This window comes from Paraburkholderia hospita (genome assembly GCF_002902965.1).
GTDB classification, from domain to species: Bacteria; Pseudomonadota; Gammaproteobacteria; order Burkholderiales; family Burkholderiaceae; genus Paraburkholderia; species Paraburkholderia hospita.
Window position 1 is genome coordinate 1,547,393 of sequence record NZ_CP026106.1, and the last position, 16,448, is coordinate 1,563,840.

Below are 16,448 nucleotides of genomic sequence, written 5' to 3' on the forward strand. Positions count from 1 at the left end.
TCATCAGTTGCGGTGCGAGCAGAATATCAACCCGGCAACATGCCCGGCAGCACATAAGCCTGCAACAGCGTGATCAGACCGACGATCATCGCGAACAGCAAGCTATGCCGCACCGTGAAGCGGAACAGCTCCGACTCGCGTCCGACGAGCCCCGTCGCCGCGCAGGCGACAGCGATCGACTGCGGCGAGATCATCTTGCCCGTCACGCCGCCCGTCGTGTTCGCAGCCACGAGCAAGGTGTCCGACACGCCGATCTGATGCGCGGTCGCGTGCTGAAGCGAGCAGAAAAGCGCATTCGACGACGTGTCCGAGCCCGTCAGGAACACGCCAAGCCAGCCGAGCACGGGCGAGAAGAACGGGAACGCGGCGCCCGTTCCGGCGAGCAGCAACGCGAGCGTCGACGACATCCCCGAGTAGTTCGCGACGAAGGCGAACGAGAGAACCAGACCGATCGACAGCACCGGGCGGCGCAGTTCCTTCAGCGTTTCGCCGAACGTCGTGAATGCGTCGCGCGGCTTCACGCGCAGCAACACCATCGAGATCAGCGCCGTCGCGAAGATCGCCGTGCCGACTGCCGAGAGCAGATCGATCTTGAGCACGGCTTCGTACGCTTTCGGCGTCGCGACGATGGGCGCTGTCTTCATCACGAGTTGATCGAGCGCGGGCACCTTGAACTTGAGGATGCTCCACGCGAGCGCGCCCTTCGCGGCGAACAACGCCTTGAATGGCTGCAGGCTCCAGACGGTGACGACGGCAGTCAGAATGCCGAACGGCGCCCATGCGCGAATGGTCTGCGCAAGCGTATAAGGCGATGCGCGACGGCTCACGCCCGCAGCGCCATTCGAACCGCCGCCGACGCCACCGAACCCCGACAACGCGGCTGCACCGCCGCTTACGCCACCGCGTGCCGTATCGCGAGCGCGGCGCGGTTGCCAGACCTTCAGGAACGACGCGAGCGCAACGAGGCTGACGAGCGCCGACGTGATGTCGGGGAGTTCAGGCCCGATGTGATTCGACGTGAAGTATTGCGTGACGGCAAAGCTGCCGCCCGCGACCAGTGCAGCCGGCCACGTTTCCTTGAGGCCGCGCTTGCCGTCCATCATGAACACGAGCCAGAACGGCACGGCAAGCGAAAGCAGCGGCAACTGACGGCCTGCCGTCGCGCCGATCAGGAACGGATCAATGCCCGTCACCTGGCCCGCGACGATGATGGGAATACCCATCGCGCCGAACGCAACAGGCGCGGTGTTCGCGATCAGGCACAGACCCGCTGCTTTCAGCGGATCGAAACCCAGCCCGACGAGCAGCGCCGCCGTGATCGCAACGGGCGCGCCGAAACCGGCCGCACCTTCGAGAAACGCGCCGAACGAAAAGCCGATCAGCAGCAGTTGCAGGCGCTGGTCGTCGGTCAGCGCGAGCACCGATGCGCGGATGACGTCGAACTGTCCCGTCTTGACGACGAGCTTGTAAAGGAACACGGCCGTGACGATGATCCACGCGATCGGCCACAAGCCGTATGCAAAGCCGAAGCCCGCCGCCGCGAACGCCTGCTGCGCTGGCATGCCATACGCGAAGATCGCAACGGCCAGCGACAACGCCAGCGTACCTGCCGCCGCGACATGCCCCTTCAGGCGGAGTCCCGCCAGCGCGACGAAGAAAAAGATGATGGGGATGCTGGCCGCGAGCGCGGATAGCCAGAGGCTGCCGAGGGGCAGGTAGGTCTGATACCAAGGGTGCATGTCGGTCTCCTCCGAATATGCGATCAATGAATTCTTGTCGGCGGCGCGCGGCCGCCCCCGGTGCATCGCCATTGAGGCGATGCACGCGTGTGATCTACGGGATTGAAAGCGCGTTACTCGGGCTGGCCGCGCTCGCGCATCAGGTCATGCAGGCTGCGCGCTGCTGGTTTCAGCGGCTCGCGGTGACGGGTCCAGCCCATCTGGTTCTTCGGCGCGAATGCGCGCAGCCGCGTCGCCGCCCAGCGCAACACCTTGTACGCGCGCGGATGCGCGAACGCGCCGCTCCAGAAGCGCCACACGAACTGTTCCTCGCGGCTGAACTTCGCGCCTTGTCCGCGCAGCGGATGCGCGACCACTTCGTCCGGATTGCGATTCGCTTCCGTACGCAGGCGCACCAGCAGTTCGGGAATTGGAATGCGTACCGGGCAGACTTCACCGCATGCGCCGCACAGGCTCGATGCCGTCGGCAGGTCGGCCGTTTCTTCGAGCCCGAGCAGATGCGGCGAAATGATCTTGCCGATCGGGCCCGGATACGTCGTGCCATACGCGTGTCCGCCGATACGCGTGTACACGGGGCAATGGTTCATGCACGCGCCGCAGCGGATGCATTGCAATGTCGCGCGCAGTTGCTCGTCCGCATAGGCCTGCGTGCGGCCGTTGTCGAGCAGCACCACATGCATTTCACGCGGACCGTCGCGCTCGCCTTCGCGGCGCGGCCCGGTGATCAGATTGAAGTACGTCGTGATCGCCTGGCCCGTGGCGGAGCGCGTCAGGAGGCTAGACAGCGGCACGACATGCGACAGCTTCTCGACCACTTTCTCCATGCCCATGATCGCGATATGCACGTCGGGCACGGTGGTCGACAGGCGTCCGTTGCCTTCGTTCTCGACGAGCCAGAGCGTGCCCGTATCCGCTGCCGCGAAGTTGACGCCGGACAGGCCGATATCGGCGTCGACGAATGCGCGGCGCAGCGCGCGCCGTCCCGTCTGGATCAGCTCGTCGACGTCTTCCGTATAGCGTGTGTCGGGTATGTTCTGCTCGAACAATTCGGCGATATCGGCCTTTGTCTTGTGGATCGCGGGCATCACGATATGCGAGGGTTTTTCGTGCGCAAGCTGCACGATGTACTCGCCCATATCCGATTCGATGCAGTCGATGCCGCGCGCTTCGAGGTAATGGTTGAGCTCGATCTCCTCGCTCGCCATCGACTTGCCCTTGATCACGCGCTTCGCGTCATGCGATTGCACGATGCCGTGGATGATCGCGTTCGCGTCAGCGGCTGTTTCGGCCCAATGCACGTGGACGCCGCGCGCCGTGAGATTGGCTTCAAGCTGCACGAGCAGATCGGGCAGGCGCGACAGCGCATGACGCCGCACCGCTTCGCCGAGATCGCGCAGATGCTGCAACTCGTCGTCGTCGGGAAACTGCGTGCGGCGCTTCGTTTGCAGAAAGTCCATCGCGCCGCGAAAGCTGCTGCGCAGTTTCGGGTCGTCGAGCGCGGCGCGGGCGCGCGCCTTGAAATCCTGCGACGGCACGAAGTGCATCGGGGTGGCGTTCATGCTGCGTCTCCATCCGTAGCGACGGCTGCGTCGGTTTGATGTTCGACGATCACGACCCACAGTTCGCGCGGGCCATGCGCGCCATAGGCGAGCGTCTGCTGGATATCGGAAGTCTTCGACGGTCCGGAGATCATCACGAGATTGGTCGGCATGCCCGCCTGCCAGTGCTCCGCGCGCATCGCGGCGTGCAGGTCCGCGTGCAACGAATGCGCGTAGACGAGCGCGATATGCAGCGGCGGCACGAGCGACATCGTGCGCGGCGAACCCGCGTCGGGCGCGACGATCAACGTGCCCGTCGAGGCGAGACCTGAGCGCGCGACCGTGAAGCCGGCGTCGACGGTGTCGAACAGTTCGGCTTTCCAGTTTTCGATCGGCTGATCGTAGTTGCTCGTCGCCACGGAAGAGGGCAACACATCCTTCAATGCAGCGCCTTCCGCGCGCGATGTGTCGAGCAGCAGGCGCTTCACGTTTGCGTCGAGCAGACGTTGTGCGATCAACGCGGGCCACGTGCGCTCCGTCGCGCGAAACACTTCGGCATGCGAGGCGGCGAGCGCCGCCTGCATCGATTCGATGAGGGCTTGCGTCGGCAGCGCGACGCGGCGGCTGTCGTAATGCAGGTCGATCTGTTGGTCGAGGCGTTTCAGGTCGTCGGCTGAAACCTGAGCGGGCGCAGCGGCGCGCAACCGTCCGAGCATGCGTTCGCGTGCGTTCATGCTTTGCTTCCCTTGTTTTTCGCGTCGGCGCGTTGCGTGCGCCGCCACAGAAAACTCGCGATATGTTCGACTTCGACGGGCGCGCCTTGATGACGTGCCGCATGTCCGATGTTCAGCAGGCAACCGCAGTCGGCGGAAACGATGCGCTCGCAGCCTGTCGCGCAAGCGGATGCGACCTTGTCTCGCACCATCGCGCCAGAAATGTCGGGATGCTTCAGCGAAAACGTGCCGCCAAAACCGCAGCATTCCGATTCGCGCTCGTGTTCGATGCGTGTGACGCCCGGCAATGCATCGACGAGTTCGACGCCATGTACGCGCGTGCCCATTTCGCGCCGCGCCGCGCATGACGTGTGCAGCACGACGCGTTCGTCCGGCTCATCGGTGGAAGCAGGCAATTCGATGTGCAGCACGCGCAGCAGGAATTCGCTCAGTTCGTACACGCGTTCGCTGAGCGCTTGCGCTTTTTGCGCCATCGCGGGATCGTCGGCAAAGAGCTTTGGCCAGTGATGGAGCATCATGCCCGCGCACGAACCGGACGGCACGATCACAGGCCAGGGCTTGGAGAAGATCTCGAGTTGGGCGCGCGCGACGTCACGCGCCTGTTCGGGATTTCCGCTGCTATACGCGGGTTGCCCGCAACAGCTTTGCTCCTGAGGAAAGTGCACGACCAGCCCTTCGCGTTCGAGCAGCTTCACCGCGTCGAGCCCGGCTTCGGGGACGAACAGATCGACGAGGCAAGTCGCGAACAGATAGACATCGCGTGCGGCCGCCGGATAGTGCCTTTCCTTCATATCTCGCTCCAGAATGCGTCCGTTTGTTCGTCCGCTTTGTGCGCTTTTCGCATTGGATGCGGCTCGCGCGGATCGCTTGAATCGTTGACGCATGATTCCCAAATGTGCGCGAGAATACAAATTGGTTGGACCACTGAAGCACGATCGACGCAGCAGAGGAAGCGTATGGCAACAGGAACGAGAGAGCGGGGCAGGGTAGAGGGCGTGATGCGCCAGATGGAAACGTCGCTACTGGACGGCACGTGGCCGCCGGGTTCGCGGCTGCCCGCCGAGCGCGCGCTGGCCGAACAATACGACGTGTCGCGCAACACGGTGCGCGAGGCAATCCAGCGGCTGGCGGCGCGCGGGCTGTTGCAGAGCCGGCGCGGCGCGGGCGTGTTCGCGACGGATCAATTGCGCGCGGGCATCGCGTCGCCGTGGGGGCAACTGGTGGCGGATCACCCTGTATTACGCGACGACATCCTCGAATTTCGCCGCGTGCTGGAAGGCGCGACAGCCTACTTCGCGGCGATGCGCGCGACTCAGGCGGATATCAAGCGCATCCGTTCATTGATGCGTGAGCTGGAACGCTCGCACGCTTGCGACGACCAGGACAGCGAAGCTACTGCCGATGCGCAGCTACACGACGCCATCGCGCTCGCGTCGCACAACACGATGTTCCTGCATCTGCATACGAGCGTGCTCGGTATGCTGCGCGAGCACATCACGATCAGCGGCACGGACGTGCGCCTGCAAGGTCCGGCGGAATCAGGGCAACTGCTGATCCAGCATCGCGCCGTGAGCGACGCAATCTGTTCGCGGCGTCCGGAAGAAGCCCGCACAGCGATGCACACGCATATCGACTTCGTGCGCAGCATCCGCGAACGGCAGAGCTGAGCCGCAGTCAGCGGCTCCGAAGTGGTCCAACCAGATCCACGCGACGAAACATCAGACCACGGCGTCGGAAACCTGGAAGGCGTCAACCGAGGTCTTCAGCCGCCCGGCCTGCTCGGTCAGCGAATGCGCAGCGGCGGCGGCCTGTTCGACGAGCGCCGCGTTTTCCTGCGTGAGGCTGTCCATCTGCGTGACGGCGAGATTCACCTGATCGATACCCGCGCTCTGTTCGGCCGCGGCTGCGGCGATTTCCTGCATCACGCCCGTGACGCTCGCAATCGCATCGCGCGCCTGCTGGATCGTCGTGCCCGTGCGTTCGACGAGGCCCGCGCCGTTGCCGACCCTGTCGACGGCGCGGCTGATCAGTTGCCGCACTTCCTTGGCGGCGCCCGCGCTGCGATGCGCGAGCGTGCGCACTTCGCCCGCGACGACGGCGAAGCCGCGACCCTGTTCGCCCGCGCGTGCCGCTTCGACAGCGGCATTCAACGCGAGGATATTGGTCTGGAACGCGATGCTCTCGATTACCTCGATCACTTCGACCATCTTTTGCGATTCCGTCGAGATATCGCGCATCGTCGTGACCGCCTCGCCGACCATCACGCTGCCCTGGTTCGCGATCTGCGCGGCGCTTTCGGCCAGCTCGCTCGCGGTGCGCGCATTCTCGGCCGTTTGCCGCACCATCGACGTCATCTGTTCCATGCTCGCCGCCGTCTCCTGCAATGAAGCGGCCTGATTCTCGGTGCGAGACGACAGGTCCGCGTTGCCGCTCGCGATTTCTCCCGCGCCCGTCGCGACGTGATCGGCGGCGTGTTTGATGGCGCGGATGGTGTCCGTCAGCGTGTCGCGCATGCGGCGCATTTCGCGCAGCAGGCTGTGATCGTCGTCGGTGCGTGTGTCGATCGACACAGTGAGATCGCCGACGGCAATCGCGTTCGCAACATCCGCCGCGTAGCCGGGATCGCCGCCTATCGTGCGCTGGATGCTGCGGTTGGTCAGCGCGACGAGCGTGGCCAGCAGCAACGCAATGCCCGCGAACACGCCACCGATCAGATACAGCGAGCGCATGAACGCAGCGTCGATATCGTCGACATACGCGCCCGTCGCGATGATCCAGTCCCACGGCGCGTAGCGCACCACGTAGCCGATCTTGTCGACGGCTTCAGCGGGCCCCGATGCCGGCCCCGCTGCGGACGCCGGGCGCGAATGCGGAAACACGTAATCGACGAAGCCGCCATCGGGCGACTGCGCGACCTTCGCGAAAGCAGCATAGTGATGGCGGCCGTCCGCGTCGGCGGTGCCGGCGAGATCCTTGCCGTTCGTCGCGGGCTTGATCGGATGCATGATCATGCGCGGCGTCGAATCGATCACGAGGAAGTAGCCGTCCTCGCCGTAGCGGATCTCGCGCAACCGGGCGAGCGCCTCCGTGCGCGCGTCCGCTTCGCGCAGCTTGCCGCTCTGCGCGAGCTTCGCGTATTCCTCGACCAGCGACAGCCCGACATGGGCGACGTTCACGAGGTCGTTCTTGCGTTCCTCGATGCGGGTTTCGCGCGACAGATACGCCGCCGACACCGACACCAGCAGTAACGCGATCAGGCTAATAACGAGCGGCAACCACAGCTTCTGGGTAAAACTCAGCTTCAGCATCCGGACGCCTCGCTACGTGGGCGATATATTGAAATGTGGACGTGCCGCGCTGCAATGCGGCACGCATGTCTCCACCTGATATATCGACCAATGTGGCGTGGGCTTGCGTACAGGGAAACCCTGTCATGGATTGTGCGGAGAACGAATCTCAGCGCGCGTCGAAGCGTGCCGCGAGCCGCCGTTCGCGGAATGCGTCAACGATGAAGTCGATGAACACGCGTGTCTTGGCGGGCAGCAGCTTGCGGTTCGGATAGTAGATTGTGATCGGGCTGACTTCCGCGTACCAGCCGGGCAAGAGCCGCATCAGCCGGCCGTTTTCGAGCCATGGCGCGGCGTGCGGCGTCGGCAGGAACGCGACGCCGAGACCGGCCAGCGCCGCGTGCGCCATCGCTTCGGGATCGTCGAAGATCATCCGCGTCTTGCATTCGGCGAGTGCTTCTTCGCCGACCTGATTGCGCATCGTCCACGCGCGCAGGCGGCCCGTGCTGCTGGAGCGGCGCGCGATGCCGTCCAGTTCCGCGAGATCGGACGGATGCGCGGGCAGCGGCCGGCCCGCCATATAAGCCGGCGACGCCGCGACGATCACGCAGGGCCGCGCCAGATCGCGCGCGACCACGCCTTGCGTCAGCTCGATCCCGCCGCCGATCGCCGCGTCGAAGCCGCCCGCGATCAGGTCGACGGCGCGGTTGTCGAAGTGCCAGTCGGGCACGATGTCGGGATAGCGTTCGAGAAAGCTGCCGAGCAACGGCACCAGATACTCGCGCCCGAACGCGACGGCCATGCTGACCTTCAGCACGCCCGACGGCTTGCCGTCATGCTGCGCGGCGCGCGCAAACGCGTCCTGCAGGCTGGCGAACGGGACGCCCGCGTCGGCCCAGAGCTGTTCGCCGCCTGGCGTCATGGTGAGCTTGCGCGTGCTGCGATGAAAGAGCCGCACGCCCAGATGCGTTTCGAGCCGCGCGACGTTCTTGCTGACGGCGGCAGGCGTGAGGCCGAGGCGCCGCGCCGCCGCCGAAAAGCTGCCCGTTTCGGCGGACTGTATGAACGATTCGATGAGGTTCAGCGCTTCCATGTGGTGTCCGTCGTGCTCCGGGCGGTTTCCTGAATCTTATATCTGTGGTTGAAACTGTTAGTCGTGATTCGATACTACCGGCAATGTAATCCGCTCGCCATACTGGCCTCACCTGATCAACAAACCCACTGGAGCACAACATGAACTCGAATCTGCAAGGCAAGGTAGCTTTCGTCACGGGCGGCGCGCGCGGCATCGGAGCGGCGGTTGTGCGCCGGCTCGCCAGCGAAGGCGCGACGGTCGCTTTCACGTATCACAGCTCGGCTGCGGGCGCGAACGACCTCGTCGCGAGCGTCGAGAAGGTGGGCGGCCGTGCCGTCGCCGTGAAGGCGGACGTCGCGGATGCGGCAGCGCTGACCAACGCAATCAACGAGACGGCGCGCCAGCTCGGCAAGATCGACATTCTCGTGAACAACGCCGGCGTGCTGCGCCTGGGTACGCTCGACGTCTTCTCGCTCGAAGACTTCGACGCGACCGTGCAAGTCAACGTGCGTGCCGTGTTCGTGGCGTCGAAGGCCGTGCTTGCGCATATGGGCAAGGGCGGACGGATCATCAACATCGGCAGCACGAATGCCGATCGCATGCCGTTCGCGGGCGGCGCTGTCTATGCGATGAGCAAGTCGGCACTGCAAGGGTTCGTGCAAGGTCTCGCACGCGATCTGGGTCCGAAGGGCATCACGGTCAACAACGTGCAGCCCGGTCCCGTCAATACCGACATGAACCCGGAGGCAGGTGAATTCGCGGCGTCGCTGCATGGCCTGATGGCGATCCCGCGTCACGCGGCGGCCGACGAAATTGCCGGCATGGTCGCGTATGTCGCTAGCCCGGAAGCAGGCTTCGTGACGGGCGCGAACCTGATGATCGATGGCGGCTTCAGCGCTTAAGGGCTGCGCTTTATGAACAGGTTCATCGCGATGCTTGCAGGCAGGCATTGCGAGAACCTGTCAAAAAGCTGTCAAAGCTTCGACAAATAAACGTCAAGCAGCTGTCACGTAACGTTTCTGCCGTTTGCTCATGTCAGAATGGCGCTTTCGCGGAACCCACGTCGAAACGCACATGACCTTGAACCTGGCGCCCGCCACCTATGGGGCCGACCGCTCCGGCCTCGTCTGCGGATTCCGTTTTTCACCCGACAAGCCCGGCCTGGCCGTCGATACCGACACAGCGGCCGAGTGGCTCGCTGAATGTCAACACGACGTGAAAGCGTCAGGCGCCCATCCGGGCGAGTTCCTCTGGCTGCATTTCAATCTCGCGCATGTATCGAGCGAGCGCTGGATGCGTACGCATCTCGATCTGCCCGACACCTTCTTCGAAGCCCTGCGCGAAGGCTCGCATTCGACGCGTATCGAGCACCAGCACGGCGCGCTGCTGGCCGTCGTCAACGACGTGATGTACGACTTCGAGCAGACGCCTTCTGAAATCGCGACGCTGTGGGTCTACACGCACAAGCGGATCATGGTGACTGCGCGCCTGAAGCAGCTACGCTCGGTCGACCGGCTGCGCGCGTCGGTGCGCAACGGCGAGAGCTTCGATACGGCGGCCGAGCTGTTGATCCATCTGCTGCGCGACCAGGCCGATCTGATGGTGGAGATCGTGCGCAGAACCAGCATCGAAGTGGACCGCATCGAAGATCACTTCCTGTCGCAGCGCGCGAGGCAAAGCCGGCGCGACCTCGGCGCGATGCGGCGCGTGCTCGTGCGTCTGCAAAGGTTGCTCGCGCCGGAGCCCGGCTCGATCTTCCGTCTGCTGGTGCGGCCGCCCGCGTGGCTGTCGCCGGTCGATGTGCAAAGCCTGCGCGATTCGACGGAAGAGTTCTCGCTGGTGCTTGGCGACCTGTCAGGCCTCGCGGAGCGCATCAAGCTGCTGCAGGAAGAGATCGCCGCGCGCCTGAACGAGCAGACCAACCGCACGCTGTTCACGCTGACCATCGTGACGGTGCTCGCGCTGCCTATCAACATCATCGCCGGTCTGTTCGGGATGAACGTGGGCGGCGTGCCCCTCGCGGAAAACAAGCACGGTTTCTGGGTGATGGTGCTGCTGGTCGTGAGCTTTACCGTGCTGGCCGGCTGGTGGGCGTTGCGCCGGCGTCCGTCGGCGTGATGGGCGCGATGAGGGGCGGGGTGACGAGGGCGCCGCGTTTGAAACGCGTCCCTTCGACACGGGAACTACAAATGTCGAGCGTAAAATCCACGGACCGTTGAACTGGCAGCATGTGGCATCACGCAACATTGCACTGAACATCCGTTTCAGGAGGCCTCACATGGCAAAGCTCATCGCGCTCTACAAGACCCCCGCCGACCGCAACGCATTCGACGCCCATTACTTCGACAAACATGTGCCGCTCGCGAAGTCGATCCCCGGCCTGCGCCGCTACGAAGTGAGTGTCGGCCCGGTGGCGAGCGCGAAGGGCGAATCGCCTTATGCGCTGGCGGCCATCCTCAGCTTCGACAGCTTCGACTCGCTGCAGCAGGCGATGGGCACGCCCGAAGCCGCCGCCACGACCGCCGATCTGCAGAACTTCGCGCAGGCGGGTGTCGAGCTGCTCGTGTTCGACTCGAAAGACGTCTGACGCGGGCAGGGCGTTCCCTGCGCGGGTCCTTTCCGGTCTGATTTTCCTTCGCCTCTCCGTACTATCCCTAGCGGACGGAGCGCAATGATAACGCTACCATCCGTTATCCCATCATCGTTTCGCCGTCGCGAACGACTACCCGTCATGTCCCGCCGCGCGCGCTTGCGGCTGGAAATGATAGCGTTACCAAGGAGACTGATTTGCCCTCGAATCGCAAGAAGCCTGAAGAGTTGCGCAGCTACCGCTGGTATGGCGTCAACGATCTCCGTTCGTTCGGCCACCGCTCGCGCACCGCGCAGATGGGCTATCACTCGTCGGACTACATGGGCAAGCCGGTGATCGCCGTCGTCAATACGTGGAGCGAGATCAACTCGTGCCACACGCACTTCAAGCAGCGCGTCGAGGAAGTGAAGCGCGGCATCTGGCAGGCGGGCGGTTTTCCCGTCGAAATGCCCGTGATGACGCTCGCCGAGCCGTTCCAGAAGCCGACCACGATGCTCTACCGCAACTTCCTCGCAATGGAGACGGAAGAGTTGCTGAAGTCGTATCCGTTCGACGGCTGCGTGCTGATGGGCGGCTGCGACAAGACCACGCCCGGTTTGCTGATGGGCGCGATCAGCATGGACTTGCCGGCCATCTATCTGCCCGCCGGCCCGATGCTGCGCGGCAATTGGAACGGCCGCACGCTCGGCAGCGGCTCGGATACGTGGAAATACTGGGCGGAATTGCGCGCTGGCAAGATCACCGAGGACGAATGGAAGGGCATCGAAAGCGGCATTGCGCGCTCGCCGGGCCACTGCATGACGATGGGCACGGCCTCGACGATGACGAGCGCGACGGAAGCGCTCGGTCTCACGCTGCCGGGCTTCTCGTCGATCCCAGCCGCCGATTCGCGTCACGCCCAGTTTGCGTCGCTGACGGGCCAGCGGATCGTCGAGATGGTGTGGACCGATCAGAAGCCGTCGGATCTTCTGACCGCGAAATCCTTCGATAACGCCGTCACCACCGTGCTGGCGATGTCCGGTTCGACGAACGCGATCGTGCATCTTGTCGCCGTTGCGCGCCGCGCGGGCATCGATCTGACCACGGCGCGCTTCGACGAACTCGCGCGCGTGACGCCCGTGCTCGGCAATATCCGTCCGGCGGGCCAGTATCTGATGGAAGACTTCTATTACGCGGGTGGCTTGCGCGCGCTACTGGCGGAACTTGGCGAACTGATCGACGGCACGCAGATGACGGTGAACGGTCAGACGCTCGGCGAGAATATCGCGGGCGCGGAAATCTTCAATGACGACGTGATCCGCAAGCGCGGCAATCCCGTTGTCGAACGCGACGGCCTCGCCGTGCTGACGGGCAACCTCGCGCCCGACGGCGCAGTGATCAAGCCCGCCGCGATGGAGTCGCATCTACAGAAGCACCGTGGACCTGCCGTCGTGTTCAAGGACTACAGCGACATGGCCGCGCGCATCGACAGCGAAGACCTCGACGTGACAGCCGATTCGGTGATCGTGCTGCAACACGCCGGACCCGTCGGCGCGCCGGGCATGCCCGAATGGGGCCAGCTGCCGATCCCGCAGAAGCTGCTGAAGCAGGGCGTGCGCGACATGCTGCGGATCTCCGATGCGCGCATGAGCGGCACCAGTTACGGCGCGTGCGTGCTGCACGTGGCGCCTGAATCGTTCGTGGGCGGGCCGCTTGCGCTCGTGAAGGACGGCGACATCATCGAGCTCGACGTGACGGCCCGCCGCCTGCATCTCGACGTCAGCGACGCGGAACTCGCGACGCGCAAGGAAGCGTGGAAGCCGCCGAAGCGTCCGTTCGAACGCGGCTTCGGCGTAATGCATCAATTGCACGTGACCCAGGCAAACAAGGGTTGCGACTTCGACTTCCTCGAAGAGAAACTGACGACGCCTTCGCCCGAAGCCCATGAAGCGAACAGCAATGAGCCGGAAATCCATTAACACGAACTTCGTCACAGCCGACACAAAATGACCGCATCCGAAACGACCGTGAGCGCCGAGACGCTCGAACAACTCCGTCACGTGAGCACCGCGACGCTCACCACGCAACTCTTCAAGCGCGGCCTGCGCAACGTGTTCCTGCAAGGCGTCGCGCCGCTCGTGAAGCCCGCGCCGGGCGCGCCGAACCTGGTCGGTCCTGCGTTCACGCTGCGCAATATCCCCGCGCGTGAGGACCTCGATCATGTCGGTGTGTTTCAGGACCCGGACCATCCACAGCGCAAAGCGGTGGAAACGGCTCCGCCCGGCAGCGTTCTGGTGCAGGACTGTCGCGGCGACCGCACGGTGGCTTCGACGGGTTCGATCCTCACGTTGCGTCTCGCCAAGCGCGGCGTCGCGGGCATGGTGTCCGACGGTGCCGTGCGCGACAGCGGCACGATCTCCGAACTCGGGCTGCCGATCTGGTGCGCGGGCGCGAGCGCGCCGCTCAATCTCGCGAAGCATCACGCCGTCGACATGAACGTCCCCATCGCCTGCGGCGGCGTAGCCGTGTATCCGGGCGATATCGTCGTCGCCGATGTGGACGGCGTGGTGATCGTGCCGCGCGAAATGGCCGAAGAAGTCGCGCGCGATGCGACCGAGCAGGAGCAGCTCGAAGTGTTCATCCAGCAGCGCGTCGCCGAAGGCAGTCCGCTGCGCGGCACGTATCCGCCGAACGAGGAAACGCTGGCCGCCTACAAGGCGTGGCGAGAAGCGCAGAAGCAGTAACGCGCCCAGCGTCACCCCGAATGTCACGACCGCAACCTGCACAACGAGGCCCGCGCGCACGCAGCCGGGCCCGGGAGACACCGTGAACACCGTCACTTCCGCGATCGACGAATCGCGCCTTATCAATCGCCTCGGCTTGCGGCTCATGCCGTTGCTCGGCCTGCTGTATCTGGTCGCGTATATCGACCGCTCGAACATCAGCTTCGCGAAGCTGCAGATGCTTGGGAGCCTCGGGTTGTCGGAAGTGGCGTATGGGTTGGGCGCGTCGCTGTTCTTCATCGGCTATCTGATCTTCGAAGTGCCGAGCAACGTGCTGTTGCACAAGTACGGCGCGCCGAAGTGGATGGCCCGCATCATGTTCACGTGGGGCGTCGTGACGATCCTGCTCGCGTTCACGCAGAACGCGACGATGTTCTATGTGCTTCGCTTTCTGCTGGGCGCATCGGAAGCAGGGCTTTATCCCGGCGTGATCTACTACCTGACGCTGTGGTTTCCGCAGCGGCATCGCGTGCGGATGCTCGGTTATTTCACGGTGGGCAGCAGTCTCGGCAACATGGTCGGCGCGCCGATATGCGGCTGGCTGCTCGACAAGGGCGGCTTGCTCGGGCTGCAAGGCTGGCAGCTCGTGTTCATCGTGACGGGCATTCCTTCCGTGCTGCTGACGCTCGTCGTGCTGTTCTGCCTGCCCGCATCGCCGCGAGAAGCGAAGTTCCTCAACGACGACGAGAAGAACTGGCTCGCGCGCACGCTGGACAGTGAAAGCGCGCAGGCGCGCAAGAGCGCCGCGCGTCACGGCACACTCTTGAGCGTGCTCACCGAGCCGCGCGTGATCGGCATGGCGCTCTACTACATGATGCTGTCGATCTCCGTCTACGGCGTCAGCTACTGGCTGCCGACGCTCGTGAAGGGCTTCGGTGTCAGCAACACGACGAATGGCTTTCTCAACATCATTCCGTGGCTGATGGCGACGATCGTGCTGGCGTGGCTGCCGTCGAAACTGCGCGCGGGCAATCGCGCGATCATCGCGATGCTCGCATCGGCGCTGCTCGGCATGGTGTTCTTCCTGTCGTCGGTGTTCCTGCCGACCAACACGCTGCGCTTCGTCGCGCTGTGCTTCGGCGCGCCGTGCATGTATCTGCTGATTCCGTGCTTCTGGACGCTGCCGCCGAAGTTCCTGTTCGGCGCGCGCGCCGCAGCGGGCATCGCGGCGATCAACTCGCTCGGGAATATCGGCGGCTTTATCGCGCAGAACCTCGTGCCGTTCGTCAAGCAGACCACGGGCAGCACGCAGGCGCCGATGCTGATTCCCGCCGCCTGCATGCTGATCTTCGCGTGCGTGACGATGTTCGTTCTGCGGCGCAACGGGCGTGCTGCGCAAAGCGTCAACGGCACACCTGTCACGGAATAAGCCGCGATTGGGCCATTGGCTACAATAGCCACGCAACGTCATCCGTACATTCACTCATGCCGACCGCCAAGCCAACCGACGCATCGATCGATCTCAAGGCCACGCCCGCGCGTCGCACGCGCGGCGGGCCGAAGGGCTTGCGCATCACGGATGTCGCGGCGCAGGCGGGCGTGTCGCCCATCACCGTATCGCGCGTGTTCAACAATCCGGCGTCCGTCGCGCCGGAAACGCTCGAACGCGTGCGCCAGGTCGTGCAGAAACTCGGCTATGTGCCGAACCGTCTCGCGGGCGGTTTGTCGTCGGCGCGCTCGCGGCTGATCGCGGCCATCGTGCCGACTGTCGCGCACTCGCTGTTCTCCGAGACCATTCAGGTGTTCAGCGAAACGATGTCGCGCGCGGGCTATGAAGTGCTGCTCGCGCTGAGCGGCTACAGCGACACGAACGAAGAAAGCCTGCTCGATACGGTATTGAGCCGCCGTCCCGAAGGCGTGCTGCTGACGGGCGTCGCGCACACGGATTCGCTGCGCGAGCGGCTGCGCAACGTTGGCATTCCTGTGGTCGAAACGTGGGACATGACGGAAACGCCGATCGACATGCTGGTCGGCTTCTCGCATTACCAGATCGGCGTCGCGGTGGCGGAGCGTTTCCTCGCACGCGGCGTGAAACAGCCCGCGTTGATCTCGGCGAGCGATGTGCGCGCGCTCGCGCGCCGCGCGGGCTTTCGCGACCGGCTCGCGCAGGCGGGCATGACGGACGTGGCGGAAGCGATCGTCGCGCCGCCTAGTTCGGTGGCGACGGGCAAGACTGCGTTGCCTCGATTGCTGCAAGAGACGCCCAATGTCGATGCCGTGTTTTGCGGCTCGGACCTGCTTGCGATCGGCGCGCTCGGCGCGGCGAAGCGCATGGGCCTCGACGTGCCGGCGCGTCTTGCGATTTGCGGCTTCGGCGACCTCGAATTCGCGACGGAAACCACGCCGCAACTGACGACGGTGCGTGTCGATGGCACGCGTATCGGCGTGAGCGCGGCCCGGGCGCTGCTCGACCGGTTGAACGGCGTACACGAGCCTGCGTTCGTCGATGTCGGCTTCAGCGTGGTGGGGCGCGAGTCGGCGTAATTGGCGCATGATGTCCTGCGCCTGGACGGCGGGTGTTGAGTCGCCTTGTGGCTGCGAAGCCAGTTTGCCGGGCCATCGTCACGCGCACGAGTCGGGAGGTGTCGCGGCGCGAGCCCGTGTTGCTGCAGTTGCCAGGACCGTCACCGCGGCAGGCAGTCACGGCCAGATGACGCGCTGGCCAGCCTTTCGGCGAGGCCGGCGGTTCAGTTCGGGCGACGGCCACGTGTGCCGACAGATCT

The 16,448-nt window shown here is 64.6% G+C and carries 14 protein-coding genes; 8 read left to right on the forward strand and 6 right to left on the reverse strand.

The window, feature by feature from the left end; genetic code table 11:
- Positions 1–26 precede the first annotated feature (26 nt).
- From C2L64_RS25285 to C2L64_RS25300, 4 genes are all read right to left on the reverse strand, one after another.
- The gene (locus tag C2L64_RS25285; RefSeq protein WP_007587608.1) at positions 27–1,739 is read right to left on the reverse strand and encodes a lactate permease LctP family transporter; all 1,713 of its coding nucleotides are present in this window, start codon (positions 1,737–1,739) and stop codon (positions 27–29) included.
- A gap of 113 nt (positions 1,740–1,852) precedes the next feature.
- Positions 1,853–3,298 (reverse strand): LutB/LldF family L-lactate oxidation iron-sulfur protein, encoded by a 1,446-nt coding sequence (locus C2L64_RS25290; RefSeq protein WP_007587609.1) that lies wholly within the window; start codon positions 3,296–3,298, stop codon positions 1,853–1,855.
- On the reverse strand, positions 3,295–4,011 hold the full coding sequence (locus tag C2L64_RS25295; RefSeq protein WP_007587611.1) for a LutC/YkgG family protein: 717 nt from the start codon (positions 4,009–4,011) through the stop codon (positions 3,295–3,297). The genes C2L64_RS25290 and C2L64_RS25295 overlap by 4 nt, the downstream gene beginning before the upstream one ends.
- Positions 4,008–4,802 (reverse strand): (Fe-S)-binding protein, encoded by a 795-nt coding sequence (locus C2L64_RS25300; RefSeq protein ID WP_007587612.1) that lies wholly within the window; start codon positions 4,800–4,802, stop codon positions 4,008–4,010. Before C2L64_RS25300 ends, C2L64_RS25295 begins: the two co-directional genes overlap by 4 nt.
- 165 nt (positions 4,803–4,967) lie before the next feature.
- Between C2L64_RS25300 and C2L64_RS25305 the strand changes: the two genes are divergently transcribed.
- A complete protein-coding gene (locus C2L64_RS25305) occupies positions 4,968–5,678 on the forward strand; it encodes a FadR/GntR family transcriptional regulator (protein WP_007744091.1) in 711 nt (236 codons plus the stop codon).
- Positions 5,679–5,729: 51 nt separating this feature from the next.
- On the opposite strand, the gene C2L64_RS25310 is transcribed toward C2L64_RS25305, so the two are convergent.
- Together C2L64_RS25310 and C2L64_RS25315 are read right to left on the reverse strand one after the other, a co-directional pair.
- Positions 5,730–7,319 carry a methyl-accepting chemotaxis protein gene (locus C2L64_RS25310; protein ID WP_007587615.1) on the reverse strand — a complete coding sequence of 530 codons (1,590 nt, stop codon included), beginning with the start codon at positions 7,317–7,319 and terminating at the stop codon, positions 5,730–5,732.
- 148 nt (positions 7,320–7,467) lie between these two features.
- Positions 7,468–8,391, reverse strand: coding sequence for a LysR family transcriptional regulator (locus C2L64_RS25315; protein WP_079488440.1), 924 nt, complete (start codon positions 8,389–8,391; stop codon positions 7,468–7,470).
- Positions 8,392–8,531: 140 nt separating this feature from the next.
- On the opposite strand from C2L64_RS25315, the gene C2L64_RS25320 reads away from it, so the two are divergent.
- The 7 genes from C2L64_RS25320 (at position 8,532) to C2L64_RS25350 (ending at position 16,209) form a co-directional block, all read left to right on the forward strand.
- On the forward strand, positions 8,532–9,275 hold the full coding sequence (locus tag C2L64_RS25320) for an SDR family oxidoreductase (protein WP_007587618.1): 744 nt from the start codon (positions 8,532–8,534) through the stop codon (positions 9,273–9,275).
- A gap of 172 nt (positions 9,276–9,447) precedes the next feature.
- Positions 9,448–10,491, forward strand: coding sequence for a transporter (locus C2L64_RS25325; RefSeq protein ID WP_035537208.1), 1,044 nt, complete (start codon positions 9,448–9,450; stop codon positions 10,489–10,491).
- Positions 10,492–10,651: 160 nt separating this feature from the next.
- Positions 10,652–10,960 (forward strand): EthD family reductase, encoded by a 309-nt coding sequence (locus C2L64_RS25330; protein WP_007587621.1) that lies wholly within the window; start codon positions 10,652–10,654, stop codon positions 10,958–10,960.
- A 200-nt stretch (positions 10,961–11,160) separates the two neighbouring features.
- Positions 11,161–12,921 (forward strand): L-arabinonate dehydratase, encoded by a 1,761-nt coding sequence (araD, locus tag C2L64_RS25335; protein ID WP_007587622.1) that lies wholly within the window; start codon positions 11,161–11,163, stop codon positions 12,919–12,921.
- Between the two features lie 27 nt (positions 12,922–12,948).
- Positions 12,949–13,686 carry a ribonuclease activity regulator RraA gene (locus C2L64_RS25340; protein ID WP_007587624.1) on the forward strand — a complete coding sequence of 246 codons (738 nt, stop codon included), beginning with the start codon at positions 12,949–12,951 and terminating at the stop codon, positions 13,684–13,686.
- 82 nt (positions 13,687–13,768) lie between these two features.
- A complete protein-coding gene (locus C2L64_RS25345; RefSeq protein WP_007587625.1) occupies positions 13,769–15,094 on the forward strand; it encodes an MFS transporter in 1,326 nt (441 codons plus the stop codon).
- Between the two features lie 56 nt (positions 15,095–15,150).
- Positions 15,151–16,209 (forward strand): LacI family DNA-binding transcriptional regulator, encoded by a 1,059-nt coding sequence (locus C2L64_RS25350; RefSeq protein ID WP_007587626.1) that lies wholly within the window; start codon positions 15,151–15,153, stop codon positions 16,207–16,209.
- Positions 16,210–16,448 lie beyond the last annotated feature (239 nt).

Bases quoted from the DNA above. Each gene is read 5' to 3' on its own strand.
- C2L64_RS25290 (WP_007587609.1), bottom strand. From the start codon at position 3,298: ATGAACGCCACCCCGATGCACTTCGTGCCGTCGCAGGATTTCAAGGCG.
- C2L64_RS25325 (WP_035537208.1), top strand. From the start codon at position 9,448: ATGACCTTGAACCTGGCGCCCGCCACCTATGGGGCCGACCGCTCCGGC.
- C2L64_RS25295 (WP_007587611.1), bottom strand. From the start codon at position 4,011: ATGAACGCACGCGAACGCATGCTCGGACGGTTGCGCGCCGCTGCGCCC.
- C2L64_RS25320 (WP_007587618.1), top strand. From the start codon at position 8,532: ATGAACTCGAATCTGCAAGGCAAGGTAGCTTTCGTCACGGGCGGCGCG.
- C2L64_RS25305 (WP_007744091.1), top strand. From the start codon at position 4,968: ATGGCAACAGGAACGAGAGAGCGGGGCAGGGTAGAGGGCGTGATGCGC.
- C2L64_RS25285 (WP_007587608.1), bottom strand. From the start codon at position 1,739: ATGCACCCTTGGTATCAGACCTACCTGCCCCTCGGCAGCCTCTGGCTA.
- C2L64_RS25310 (WP_007587615.1), bottom strand. From the start codon at position 7,319: ATGCTGAAGCTGAGTTTTACCCAGAAGCTGTGGTTGCCGCTCGTTATT.
- C2L64_RS25350 (WP_007587626.1), top strand. From the start codon at position 15,151: ATGCCGACCGCCAAGCCAACCGACGCATCGATCGATCTCAAGGCCACG.
- C2L64_RS25315 (WP_079488440.1), bottom strand. From the start codon at position 8,391: ATGGAAGCGCTGAACCTCATCGAATCGTTCATACAGTCCGCCGAAACG.
- C2L64_RS25330 (WP_007587621.1), top strand. From the start codon at position 10,652: ATGGCAAAGCTCATCGCGCTCTACAAGACCCCCGCCGACCGCAACGCA.
- C2L64_RS25300 (WP_007587612.1), bottom strand. From the start codon at position 4,802: ATGAAGGAAAGGCACTATCCGGCGGCCGCACGCGATGTCTATCTGTTC.
- C2L64_RS25340 (WP_007587624.1), top strand. From the start codon at position 12,949: ATGACCGCATCCGAAACGACCGTGAGCGCCGAGACGCTCGAACAACTC.